Origin of the sequence: Zavarzinella sp. (genome assembly GCA_041399155.1) — a bacterium.
Lineage (GTDB): Bacteria > Planctomycetota > Planctomycetia > Gemmatales > Gemmataceae > JAWKTI01.
Window position 1 is genome coordinate 207,185 of sequence record JAWKTI010000006.1, and the last position, 12,519, is coordinate 219,703.

General features: G+C 49.2%; 11 protein-coding genes. 7 read left to right on the top strand and 4 right to left on the bottom strand.

What is annotated here, in order from left to right:
- Positions 1–324 precede the first annotated feature (324 nt).
- The 4 genes from R3B84_23035 to R3B84_23050 form a co-directional block, all read right to left on the bottom strand.
- The gene (locus R3B84_23035; protein ID MEZ6143454.1) at positions 325–993 is read right to left on the bottom strand and encodes a hypothetical protein; all 669 of its coding nucleotides are present in this window, start codon (positions 991–993) and stop codon (positions 325–327) included.
- Between the two features lie 365 nt (positions 994–1,358).
- Positions 1,359–3,773 carry a hypothetical protein gene (locus R3B84_23040; protein ID MEZ6143455.1) on the bottom strand — a complete coding sequence of 805 codons (2,415 nt, stop codon included), beginning with the start codon at positions 3,771–3,773 and terminating at the stop codon, positions 1,359–1,361.
- Between the two features lie 147 nt (positions 3,774–3,920).
- Positions 3,921–4,142, bottom strand: coding sequence for a hypothetical protein (locus R3B84_23045; protein MEZ6143456.1), 222 nt, complete (start codon positions 4,140–4,142; stop codon positions 3,921–3,923).
- A 260-nt stretch (positions 4,143–4,402) separates the two neighbouring features.
- Positions 4,403–5,842 carry a sulfatase-like hydrolase/transferase gene (locus R3B84_23050; protein ID MEZ6143457.1) on the bottom strand — a complete coding sequence of 480 codons (1,440 nt, stop codon included), beginning with the start codon at positions 5,840–5,842 and terminating at the stop codon, positions 4,403–4,405.
- A gap of 154 nt (positions 5,843–5,996) precedes the next feature.
- Here R3B84_23050 and dusB point away from each other — a divergent pair, with 154 nt between their 5' ends.
- From dusB to R3B84_23085, 7 genes are all read left to right on the top strand, one after another.
- Entirely contained in the window at positions 5,997–7,103 is a 1,107-nt protein-coding gene (gene dusB, locus R3B84_23055) for a tRNA dihydrouridine synthase DusB (GenBank protein MEZ6143458.1), read from the top strand.
- A gap of 176 nt (positions 7,104–7,279) precedes the next feature.
- Positions 7,280–8,137, top strand: coding sequence for a TIGR02452 family protein (locus R3B84_23060; GenBank protein MEZ6143459.1), 858 nt, complete (start codon positions 7,280–7,282; stop codon positions 8,135–8,137).
- Positions 8,138–8,208: 71 nt separating this feature from the next.
- Positions 8,209–8,640, top strand: a complete 432-nt coding sequence (locus R3B84_23065) for a hypothetical protein (protein MEZ6143460.1) — start codon at positions 8,209–8,211, stop codon at positions 8,638–8,640.
- Between the two features lie 199 nt (positions 8,641–8,839).
- Positions 8,840–9,757, top strand: a complete 918-nt coding sequence (locus R3B84_23070) for a YegS/Rv2252/BmrU family lipid kinase (protein MEZ6143461.1) — start codon at positions 8,840–8,842, stop codon at positions 9,755–9,757.
- 280 nt (positions 9,758–10,037) lie between these two features.
- A complete protein-coding gene (locus R3B84_23075) occupies positions 10,038–11,000 on the top strand; it encodes a hypothetical protein (GenBank protein MEZ6143462.1) in 963 nt (320 codons plus the stop codon).
- Positions 11,001–11,109: 109 nt separating this feature from the next.
- On the top strand, positions 11,110–12,096 hold the full coding sequence (locus R3B84_23080) for a hypothetical protein (GenBank protein ID MEZ6143463.1): 987 nt from the start codon (positions 11,110–11,112) through the stop codon (positions 12,094–12,096).
- A 169-nt stretch (positions 12,097–12,265) separates the two neighbouring features.
- Positions 12,266–12,496, top strand: a complete 231-nt coding sequence (locus R3B84_23085) for a hypothetical protein (protein ID MEZ6143464.1) — start codon at positions 12,266–12,268, stop codon at positions 12,494–12,496.
- Positions 12,497–12,519: the final 23 nt, after the last annotated feature.

Below are 12,519 nucleotides of genomic sequence, written 5' to 3' on the forward strand. Positions count from 1 at the left end.
AATGAAACCCAATCTTTTGTGAAAAATCCCTTGTGCTCCCACTCTCTCAAGGGGAATTTGACCGCCAAAACGCTAAGACACCGAGAAGTCAAATTGCACCGGATTCCCGCCTTGGCTGGAATGACAATTGGATATTGCTTTGCGACTTTGCGGTCAATTTGAAAAAGAAATCCTCTTGCAGGCACTGTGGGCGATGAAGGCAACAACTCCAGTATCAGTGGTACAAATTGTATTCCTGGCGACGTAACGTCAAGAAACTGGAAAACGAAAAAATCCACCGGAAAGGTGGATCTTGAACTGCTGAACTTCTTATTTCACAACCACTTAGCGGATTCGGATGCCCAGGCGGAAGTCACCTTTACCGATGGTGATCGTCTTGGTGGGAGGCACGAACACAGGTTGTTGCACCACCACAGGCTGAGGAATAACTTGCACCGGTTGCTGGAAGCCACCGTGCCCGTGGCCTTGGAACCCACCATGACCACTGTGTCGAGGAAAACCACCGCCGTGGCTGGGGAACCCGTGGCCACCATGTACTGGATGAACAGGAACCCGATTGGTGCGGTACAGTTCGTTCTGCATTGCCACAATGGTTCGGTCCAGGTCGAGCACGCTCGATTTCAGGTGGATGTATGCCCGTTGATCACATGGGTGAAACCGCAGTTGATCCACCAGTCCAGAAATATGACTGTTCAGTTTATCCAGATCATGCACCGCAACTTTCATGGTTCTGAAGTCGGCGTTTCGGATTGCCAGTTCGTGAATCTGCCCCGCCAACGCTTCCATCTGCTCGATATCTTCGTGCAAGTGACGGTACAGTGGGGTGTTCTTGAAGTGGGCATCCACTTCGGCATGAACCCCGCGTGCCTGACGATCCAGTTGCAAAGCCAGCCGATCGATCACCGCACAGGATTGTGCGTTTGCGGCAGAACCACTGAAGAAACCCGCTGCCACTACGATTGCTACTACTGAGTATTTGCTGATCATGTTCATTGCCGTTCTCTCTTGTATTCAGTTTTTTCGTTTTTGCTGAGTGTTTTTCAGTTTTGTCACTCAAGTACACCAGAAGAATGGTCGAAAATGATCTGTTTGCGCGAATTCTGGAAAAATGGTGGAAGTGCCCAAAGCCTGTTTCAAAATTAGACGGGTCTACAGTCCTTGGAATTGTTTGGAATCGAATACCCGGCCCTTTCGGACCGGGCTAGACTTATACGGCACTTCGTGCCTGTGAAATGACCATAGAAGGTCTTGCTGGCCTTGGTAATTAGAATAATTCAAACCCAGCACTTTATGCCATCAAATGATCCCCAGCCCTGAGGGGCCGCCGTTCTGGAAGATCGCAGAATCGACGCAACTACTTACTCTTTCGGTTCTTCCGGCTCTTTCATCAGTGGGGGATCGATCACTTGCAGTGCATCGTACGCCATGTTACTGTGGGTCAGGTCATTTCGCACCAGGTCGCGCAGCTGGGGGGCTGCCACAATCGCATGTATGCCCAACTGTTTGAGTGTCTGGATCGTTTCCCGCACCAATTCCTGATCGGAATCGGCTAAGAGTGGCAGTAATTCCGGGATAAATTCTTTTGCAGCAGGACCAGCAGCTTGCACCACTCCCAGAATGGCGATTTGCAGTCGTTTTTGGAACGGATTGGCCCGTTCTGGTGGCTGCAGCAGTGCCTTCAGTGTTACAAAATGCCGTGTGCGTTCGCTATCCAGCACCTGCAGGCATTCAACCGCACTGACTTGCAGGCTGCGATTACGCTGATCAGCCAGTGCATCCAGGATGATTTTTACACTGGTGGTAGAACTTTCTCCCATTTGTATCAGCCCCACCGTGGCCCACAGAATCAAATCTTTCGCAGTGGGTTTATTGACAATTGCCTGCAGATCTGCTTTGGCATCTTTGGCCGCAGGTCCCAACTCGGCAATTGCCCGCAGTGCCGCCAAACGGTTCGACATGGAGGAATCAGTCAGACCTTTTTTCAAATGAACCGTAGCTTCTGTGGGGCTGATTTTTGCCACACAGATGAGAGCCAGCTTCCGGACACCACTATCTTTGGATGTGACCAATCCGCCTACGGTACTGGCAGCGGCTTTTGCTGTAGGTCCAATGGCAATCAGAGTTTCTAGGCAGTGCTCCTGAATCACCCCGCGGGTGGATGCCTGTTTCAGTTTGTTAATGATCCCAGGTACCGCAGGGGCCGCTTTGCTGCCCATTGCCTGAAATGCCTTCAGCGTATCAACAACCATTCCTTCGTCGGGGTGCATGAGATATGGCGTTAACTGTGGGATGGCTGCTGCACCGTCGGCACCATACTGGCTGAGGCACAGAATGATGTAGCGAGCCACCTGTGGCTCCAATTTATCCCTGCCCAGCACAGTATCTTTGCTCGGAATCAGCTTTTTGGCCAATGTGGCAATGGCGGGTTTGCCAGCAGGGCCAATTTTGTATAACGCCCGCACCAGTGGCAGTAGAAATTCGGTCTCCGATTCGGCAGTAATCTGTTTCACCAGTTCTGGTACTGCGGGATAACCTCTGCGGCCAACACCTTCCAGCACCATACTGGCGAACTGGGCATTGCCGCCACCATCAGCCAGAATGATCGAAATTGGGTCCAGCACCTCTTTGGGATTGCCACCAAGTTCAAAACCAGTCTGAACCAGTTGCACAATCACATCCCCGGATGCCATGTTCCTGGTGGTTTCCGTGCGTAACGCTTCCAGCACTGCTTCGCAATGTTCCACCCCATCGTTGCCAAGGTTGGCAAGAATAGCTGCCGCCTGGTGGCGAGCAACCGGATTGTTACTTTTCAGCAGTTTCAGCACTTCGGGGATGGCTGGTTTGCCAATCCGGCTGAGCGCCACCGCAGCACCGGTGCGGCTATTTGGCTGTTGGCCGGGTTTGGAAGGTCGAATCATCAATTCGAGTGCGGTGGGCTCCAGATTATTGATGACATTAACCAGATCGGGAATGGCTGCTTCGGCAGCGACACCTGCACCACCCAGGGCTTCGGCAGCGGCATTCCGGACATAAATCGCCACTGTGGGGTTCACCATTTCCAGTGCGGTGCTGTTAATTGCTGCCACCAGATGGGGCACCACTTCGGCACCGTAGGGTTTCAACCAACGCAGTGCCGTGGCCGCATCCTGACAAATGAAAGGATTTTCATTAATTAACAAGCGAACAATCGCCACGGAACTTTTTGGTTTGATATATTTGAGTGCCTGATAGCCCGCTTTGCGGATGTTGTCGTCGGGATCAGCGCACAGTACAGCCAGATCATCTGTGGCATACTGGGCATCAGGTCCGATCAGGCCCAGTGCTTCTGCAGATGCTTCCCGCACCACCCCCATTGGGTCTTTCAAGCCATCTCGCAATATGCGAATCCCACGTTCATTGAGGGCTTTTTTGCCTGGTGCACCAATACTTTGCAGTGCCAGCACACCCGCTTCCCGCACGCTGCTGATTTTGTCGTCAAAGTGTTGCCCTGTGGGGCTGCAGGTGGGGTCATTCAGCAGTTCCAGTAGATCATCAATCCATTCTGCAGCTTCTTTCGGCACCTGAGCAATATCGTCCAACCCCGCTTCACGTTGCAGGGGACTGCGGGATTTTAATTTTTTCAAGTAAGCATCTTTCGACACCACAGGTTCGATAGGTGCGGGTGCCACTAAGTCCGATGCCGATGCAGAGGCCTGTTTTGGTTCTTTTTTGCCGTCGGAACAACCCGTGAGAAAGATGGTGGCACACAAAAAGATGCGAAAAATGCGATTCATGACAGATGTCGCCCCCCAGATTTGGATACGTCGTATTATCGCTGTTCGTGAGGGGAAGTTCAACCGTAAACCGGTTTAAACGAAAAGGTTCAGTTGCCGCGTTGAATGGCACTGAAAATGGTAATAAATTTGAAGATAAGGAACTTGTTATGGATTCGACGGAGGCGGTGGGGGAGGAGGATTGCTGACAACAGGTCCCGTATTACTTCCACCAGGAAGCACATTGCCACCACTGTCGACAATGACATTGGTGCTGGATTCGAGCACAGAACCGATTTGTACTGTGCTGCTGATACCCACTTTCAAGGCACCTGGTGTCACTCGTTCTTCAAAAGACTCCAAATTCAGACGAGCAAAAGAAGATCTCATTAAATTATCCTCATGAATAAATAATCATCCGAGCAATCAATGCACGGAATTAAGCACCTGAAACCTAGACCATTTTTTCCGCTACAATCCGCAAAATTGACGCAAATTCCAAATTTTTCCTCGAAAAAACAGCCGGATCGATTTGTCAAATTGAAAATTATGCTTTCTGCTTAAATCGGTTTCACCGGAATCTTAATAATTTTGAGTGGTGCACATTCCAAGGTGAATCAGCAGCAGATATCTGTTCCAGTGGATGATCGCTATTTCTGAAAATTGTTCTCAGTTTTCATGAGTTGCTGCCATTGTTCAAACTGTGTTGCCAGTTCTTCTACTTTCTGTGGGAGCGTTGCTGCCAGATCGTGCTTTTCGGCAATATCTTTTTGCAGGCTGTAAAGTTGCCAGGCTTCCTTTCCGGTGCGTCGCTGACGGACGATTTTGTCATTCCCATGTCGAAGTGCCTGCCATTGTCCCATTTCCCACATCATGGTGCGGGTTGGCAGTGATGCCTCTCGCTTCAACAATGGCAACAGGTTCAATCCATCTGAAACCTTTTTTGGTGCGGCGATGTTGCATGCTCCAAGCACTGTGGGGACAATATCTGGCGACCACACCACATCTGTGCACGTTTGGCCCGCAGGGATCTTACCTTTCCAACGGACCAACATCGGCACGCGGATACCACCTTCCAACAGATTTCCTTTTCCTCCACTCAGTGGGTCGTTTCGGGAAGTCAGTTCTTTGGTGGGGCCTCCGTTATCGCTCAAGACAATAATGAGAGTATTTTCATCTAATTCCCACTTTTTCAGTGTCGCCAACAGATGACCCACGTTGTCATCCAGATTGCTCAGCATTGCCGCAAATAACCGGCGGTGCACATCTTCAATATGTGAGAATTTCTTCATGTATTTGTCCGGTGCCTGCATCGGGCTGTGCACTGCGTTGTAGGCAAGGTACAGAAAAAATGGTTCATCCCGGTGCCTTCCTACAAAGTCAATTCCCTCACGTGTAAGCGCATCGGTCAGAAATGCCTTTTCTTCTACTGGCTGACTCCCACGCAGCAGTGGGTTATCCGCATCGTAGGGTGGTTCGTGCGTTCCCATGTGCGTCGAGTAGATCTGCTTGCCGTCCTTCGAAGTCGATCGACCTAACTTGCCATCTGGTAAGGCTTTGCGTCGCCAGAAACTGGTAACACCCTCATACGGTGGCGGGCAGTAAGTATGCCCTTCGTGCAGAAAGCCAAAAAATTCCTGAAAACCTCGTCGCATCGGATGCATTGGTGCGGTGCCACCCAGATGCCATTTCCCCACCAGGCTGGTGTGGTAGCCCGCATTCACCAGCATTTGTGCCAGAGTGGTTTCGGAAACGGGCAGACCCACGCCGGGTTCGCAGTTCATTGCCCCCACCGGATTGGTGGTGAAGCCAAAGCGGTGCTGTAATCGACCTGTCATGATTGCTGCCCGCGAGGGTGCACAATATGACGCTGTGACATACGCCTGCGTAAATCGCACCCCTTCTTTGGAAATCTGATCCAGATTTGGCGTGGGGATCGATGTGCCACCGTAGCATCCCGGTTCACCATATCCCAGATCATCAACAACCAACAAAACAACGTTCGGGCGATCAGTGGCACCGTACAGGGTGGGAACAAATTCTGTTATAAAACAGAATGCTGATATTAAATAAAACGTTCGTATCTTCATGATTGTTAAGCATTTATCAGGAACGAGCGCGATTATACACTGAATAAAGCATGCTTACCCGCGATTTTTCCACATTGGAACCATTTTCGGTGCCTGCTATCCTTACTAATGGAATACAAACGGGCAATCAAAGCCTTGAAGGTTGTTTTTTCATTTGAGCATACAAATATCAGAACAGTTATCTCCCACGTTGCCTGAGGTTTGGCACCAGTCGTTTTCCATTGGTTCAGTGGGGTTGAAAAGTCGATTTTGCCTTGCCCCACTTGCTGGGTATACGAACGTAGCCTTCCGCACTGCGATACGTGGTGCCGGTGGCGTGGGGTTGTGCACCACCGATCTGGTCAACGCACGTGCTGTGGTGGAGCAGATTCGCAAAACGCTGGAATTGCTGGCCACTAACGACGACGACAAGCCACTTTCGGTGCAGTTATTTGGTTCCAAACCAGACGAAATGGCCCAGGCGGCAAAGTGGGTGCAGGATTACGGTGCCGACCTGATTGACATTAATATGGGCTGCCCCGTTCGCAAAGTGGTGAAAACAGGCGGTGGCTCGGCAATGATGTGCGACACTTCCGGCAGCACCGTCGAGATGATCAAGCGAATTGTGGATGCGGTGTCGATTCCGGTCACCGTCAAAATGCGGCTGGGGTGGGATGCCACCCAGATTACCGCACCGGAATTTGCCCATCAGTTCGAGCAGGTGGGCGTTCAGGCAATCACGATCCATGGCCGCACCCGGGAGCAGGGGTTTTCCGGTACCGTCGATCTGGAAGGAATCCGTCAGGTGGTGCAGGCAGTCGATCGGATTCCTGTAATCGGGAATGGGGATGTCCGCACGATTGAAGATGCCCAGCGAATGATCGAAGTGACCGGTTGTCAGGCGATTGCGATCGGCCGTGGGGCACTGGCAAACCCATGGATTTTTCGCCAGTTGGATAACTGGGTACGCACCGGCGACCCAGGCCCACGTGGCAGTTACGAGGAACGGATTCACTTCATGATGGACCACCTGTACCGACTGGTGGCCTGGCGCGGGGAATACGGTGCCTGCCTGCAGTTTCGCAAAATTGCCACCTGGTATGCGAAGGCGTTACGCACCGGCAAGCATATCCAGCAACTATTGGTGATGCTCAGTTCGGTGGGTCAACTGGAAGCGATTGCGAAGCAGTTGCTGCAACAAGGCCCACCAGAAGGCTGGGTGGAATGGGACGCTGGCGACGCCAACATTCCCGTACCCAAAGGCCCCATCGCCCACTGGTAAGGAGAAAATGCACTTTAAAGTAAGCAAGTTGTATCCGCACAATTCAATTGACGTGGCACTGGTGAAGGCCATCGCAGGAAAATCCGAAGCAGCATGGCAAAAGTTGAATTGATGCGAACCAGTTTCTGGCACGATGTGTCATCAAAAGATGATTTTTCGATAATGAAGGATGTGCATTGCCCAGTCGCAAAACGCGTGCGTTGATCGCCCAGCAAACAGTTGAAATACTTACTTTTGGTGAATATCAGACTCCAAATGGTGTAGTCGTGCGCATTGCAGATCAACTGGAAGCGGCAGTCCGTGACACCATTCTTTACACCCCAGCGTCTCTCGACAGGCTGATTTCAACGATTCAGTTTAGTAATACCCGCTACAGCCAGAATACCACGTTCCAGGTCGTGAATGCCACCACCTTCGAGACAGCAAGGCACTTCGCACTGGAACAAAACATTCTGCATCCGCTTTGCCTTAATTTCGCTTCCGCTAAGAATGCCGGGGGTGGTTTTCTCAATGGAAGTCAGGCTCAGGAAGAAAGCCTGGCACGGGCTTCAGGACTTTATGCCTGCATCAATCCTGTTCGTGGATACTACGACAGCAATCGCAATTGTGGAACCTGTCTGTACACTCATCACATGATTTACTCTCCAAAAGTGCCTGTGTTTCGAAACGATGATGATGACCTGCTGCCAGAACCATACCTGACTTCAATCATCACTGCACCGGCGGTGAATGCAGGTGCGATTCGCCGAAACGAAACGAAAAAACTCGATCAGATTGAAGCAACGATGCTTGAAAGGATCGAACGGGTTCTTGCAGTGGCTGTTACCCACGGTCACGATGCAATGATTCTGGGTGCATGGGGTTGTGGAGTATTCAGAAATGATCCTGCAAACATCGCGAAGTGGTTTCATCATTTTCTTGTCGAGGATGATCGTTTCCGCAACGTATTCCGCACTGTGATCTTCGCTGTGCTCGATCATTCTGATGCACTGGGCACAATTAGCCCATTTGTCAATCAATTTGCAACCAGCTGAACGCTATCGTACATTCATGAATCAGTCAGATTATTCACATTGCCTTGATTGTGCTAACGGAGTTGGTCAAAATGGATGAACAAACGGAATACCGGAATACCGATCTTGATCTGACATCACCTGATGATTTAACTGCACTTGCTGAGCAGCTTGAAAAACGTGGGCTCGCGTTGATGCGGCGTGTGGTGCAGATATCGAAAGTTGAGTGGTTTTGTGGCTTCTCCTGGGGTGGGGGTTGGTTCACCGAAGCTGAACAGAGTATCAATTCAATGTTGTCTGCCGTTGAATCGCTTGAGCCCCAATGGCGGTCTGCCTGGGATGCATCTTCGTTGCGCGTGTTTGATATTGGCTATGATTGTCGGGAAGAACCATTTGCCTTCCGACAGCAACTTTCCACAGAGACTTTATCACGGCTGGCAGCAGTGGGGGCAACTTTACGATGGACACTCTATGCAGACAGAAATCAGCCATACGATGCCGAGGAGTCATCCCCGTCTGAGTAATTTTCAACCGACGATGAAAGCGTAGGTCGGATAGAATTTTTGCGATTGCATCGTTGTCTAAACTCTTGTCCTTTCATTGCAAGTTTCCATCCCCACATAAAATGATTTGATCCTCCACCAGCGACATCCGCTCGGTGCGGGGAATATGAATGAAATTTCACTCATTTATTGTTCCCACCCACTAATTTTTGAGCATTAGATGGCATCATTACGAACTGCGGTGGTTCAGAATCGCAAGGCCAGCGAGTTACTGCCTGAACTTCTGCCGGAATGGCCAGGTGAACCACCCCAACTGTGGGATTCCCGCACGGTGGACCTGAAACAACTGGCAACCATCGAGCGAATGGTGGCAGCGGGTGGCGACGGCACGATTAATCTGGCGGTGAATCTGCTTTGTAAAGCCCCTCACCACGCAGTCTCACTGGGGCTGATGCCATTGGGTACCGGCAACGATTTCGCCACCGCCTGCGGGTTACCCGCGAATGATCCGCTAGCGGCATGGGCAGCGATGCAGAGCGGTGTGCTGCATCCCGTGGATGTGGGCAGGTTTACCACGCTGGCCGACAATGTATCGCCCACGCCAGCTCAGTTTTTTGTCAACGCGATCACAGGTGGTTTCGGTGCCGAAGTTACTGCGAACACACCGGAAGAAATCAAGGCTATATTAGGAAAAACGGCCTACACATTTCACGCACTAACGATGCTGCTGAACCAGCCACGGCGGGAATTGTTCTTGAAAACAGCCGACTGGGAATGGCAAGGCGACATTCTGTTTCTGTCGATTGCCAACGGTCGACGTGCCGGTGGGGGCTTCCAGATTGCACCCAACGCTCTGCTGAATGATCGTCTTCTGGATGTGCGGGTCATTCCCAGTGCGTCATTTCTTGACAGCCCAGGGTTATTCCTTGATTTTCTGTTTGGCAACAGTGGGCCGGATTCATTAATTCAGGTGCTGCAAACTCCCTGGATCGAACTTCGTTCCGACACCGAGTTTCAACTATCGATTGATGGCGAACCATGCAGCACCAGCCACTGCCGGATTGAAATTGCAGAACAACAGATTCCGATCTGGCTCCCACCCGCCTGCCCACTGGTGACGCAGAGCAACAAAGTGTAAAAATGGCATAAAATTCAAAAAGCAGACGACAACACAATCAGTAAAAATCAAAAAAAATTGATTTTTTACTTGCATGTGTGTGTTTATAATGCTTTTTGAGAAGTGAAGTGGGATACCACTACAGCCCGGACGCCCGATGTTCTGGTTAGTTATTCGAATCATTATCGCAGTTTTCCTGCTGTGTACTGCGTGCCTCAAAATATACGGGGCATCATTCACCGCACTCCCTGCAATTGGGTGGTTTTCGCAGCCACCCAGAAAATTTCGTTGGATCTAACAAATGAAAAGATTAGCTTTATTACTTTTCGTGAATTTGCTCTCATCTGTATCGCTGGCAGCGAGTCCAGATGTAGAGCTGGCAAAAAGATCAATTTTGCAATGGCAGTCAGATGTAACTACCTATTCAACAGCGTCGATAGAACGCACCAGAACAGATAATGGCGTTGAAACAGAAAAAGAAAAGCTAACTATTCATAAATCGCCAGCTTTCTATCACTGTATTTCAGAGCTGATTTCTTTCCCAAGAATTGATAAATTGGCTAAGTACCTGGTGATATCCTATAATGACAAATATTTCTATGAGATTACATCGAACGACAATAAATCATGGAAAGCGACACAAGTTGATTTGAATTCTGATGAGGGTCTTGAGCAAATACAAATGACCCTCAAGAGGCGTACGATGATGCCTATAGAGTTCGTGCTTGCCGTGGGTGGGCATGAACTAAAAACTTTGCTCGAGAATCCCAAGACACTATTTGAGTTTGATGATAATAACAAATTAATTATTTCTGTACCAGACATTCAGGTAGCAGACCCGAAAAAAGAATTTCGAGTAAGTCTTGTAAACACAAAAATTACTGTTGATCCTAACAATGGTCATCGACTCTTATCCTATTCTTACAATATACTAGGAACTGCATTTCAAGTGAATGCCAAGGTTGTCTACAACAACCAGAATCTCAGTGGCGTGGTTATTCGAAACGAGCTTCCAGATAAATATTTATCTGTTGACCGAATAGATATCGAAAAAATTGACTACAACGCGAAGGTCAATCCAGTAGACTTTCGGATTACCAAGTATGGCCTTCCCGAACCCGAAGGGGTCGTGTGGGAGAGGCCTCGGCCGTTGTGGCACTGGCTGCTGGGTGGGGTGATTCTGGCCTCGTTACTTGCTATCCTGTTCCGTGTGTGGGCCATAAGGGCGCGGTTGAAAACTGTTACCCCCAGCCCCACGAACTAATTCGCTTATTTGGTTGTTGCTCTGGCGGTGACATGGCCGAAGGGTTTGAAATGCAGAATCTTTTCATACGAAAAGTAACAACGGTAACACCAGAAATAAAAAGTCGCACATGAAGTCCATCTTACTTTACACACTGCAATCTTGCATTCTGATGGTTCTTGGCTGTTTTTCAGTTCCAGGATTGTCCAGTGCAAACGACCTCGACACAGCAAAAGTGCAATGGCACAAGTACTTTGCTGATTACGAGCCTAATATTCAGTCAACATCGGATGAGCAGATCACTAGCGGAACACGAACACAAAGAAACATCCGGCAGTGCATTCAAACTAAATTGAATAGTCTGATTATCGCTACTATGGGTTATGCCGAAGATAAATATTTAGAAGTTTATGGTATCAATCAGTATTACTCCTTTTCTTTAGCACAAAAAATACCCAGTAAAGAAGCAGTGCTTATTAACACAAAACTGATGGACTCAACAAAACAGGAACGGCCAAAATACTACTCGATTACTTCACCTCATTTTACCTATGAGAATATTTCATTGCCAGAGTTTGTAAACCATCCGGATGTTACTGTAGTTGAATTAGAACAAGACAATGGTTACTTTGTCATCAATTTTTCATACATCTACCGCTACAGAGGTCATCCGTATCGTACTCATCAGGGTAAACTTTTTCTTGATCCTACCAATTTTTATTGTATTAATCGTTCATTAGTAACGATCGTTGATAACAAATCAAGTGCTGAAGAAGTTGTCGTTGAAACAAATTATACTTACAGCACTGATGATGTGCCACTAATCCAGCTAAAGAAATCTACAGCTAAGAATAAAGATTCAACAAATCAGTTCTCTGTTTATGGTGAAACAGTAACAAACTATGATGCGAAGATTGCTCAAGACATCGATCCAAAGCAATTTCGACTCTCCCATTACGGATTGCCAGAGCCAGAAGGTGTTGTCTGGCGTGATCCGAGGCCATTGTGGCACTGGCTGCTGGGTGGGGTGATTCTGACCTCGTTGCTTGCTATCCTGTTCCGCGTGTGGGCCAAAAGAGCGCGGTTGAAAACCGTAACCCCCACCACCGTGGAATAATCAACGATGTCGCCTGATCGAATTGTTCAACGTGCAATGACGCTGATTGAATTGCCGATGGTTCCGTGCGGTTTATCGGCTATCATGAGAATAATCTCATGCCTTCGCTGGCCACCATTGCCGAACGATAGGTGCGACGCCCATTGTCCCCAGTTTTAATGAGGCTCTCATGATTCGCTGGATTTATCGATCTCTTTTTCTGTTGGCAGCACTGCTGAGCGTTGCGGCAGGGGTGCTGGCCTGGCAGGACTATCGCACCGAACTGGAAAAGAAAAAGCCCAAGTTTGTGGTGCAGAAATCCCCCACAGAGGGCTTCAAAACTGGTGTAAACCGGTTTGATGTAACGATCACCAATATTTCGAAAGAACCCAGACGGATTTTAAATTATGGTGGGGGCTGAGGCCTGCGTGCCTGCTTCAGTTT

Bases quoted from the DNA above. Each gene is read 5' to 3' on its own strand.
- R3B84_23035 (MEZ6143454.1), bottom strand. From the start codon at position 993: ATGAACATGATCAGCAAATACTCAGTAGTAGCAATCGTAGTGGCAGCG.
- R3B84_23040 (MEZ6143455.1), bottom strand. From the start codon at position 3,773: ATGAATCGCATTTTTCGCATCTTTTTGTGTGCCACCATCTTTCTCACG.
- R3B84_23045 (MEZ6143456.1), bottom strand. From the start codon at position 4,142: ATGAGATCTTCTTTTGCTCGTCTGAATTTGGAGTCTTTTGAAGAACGA.
- R3B84_23050 (MEZ6143457.1), bottom strand. From the start codon at position 5,842: ATGAAGATACGAACGTTTTATTTAATATCAGCATTCTGTTTTATAACA.
- R3B84_23065 (MEZ6143460.1), top strand. From the start codon at position 8,209: ATGGATGAACAAACGGAATACCGGAATACCGATCTTGATCTGACATCA.
- R3B84_23070 (MEZ6143461.1), top strand. From the start codon at position 8,840: ATGGCATCATTACGAACTGCGGTGGTTCAGAATCGCAAGGCCAGCGAG.
- R3B84_23075 (MEZ6143462.1), top strand. From the start codon at position 10,038: ATGAAAAGATTAGCTTTATTACTTTTCGTGAATTTGCTCTCATCTGTA.
- R3B84_23080 (MEZ6143463.1), top strand. From the start codon at position 11,110: ATGAAGTCCATCTTACTTTACACACTGCAATCTTGCATTCTGATGGTT.
- R3B84_23085 (MEZ6143464.1), top strand. From the start codon at position 12,266: ATGATTCGCTGGATTTATCGATCTCTTTTTCTGTTGGCAGCACTGCTG.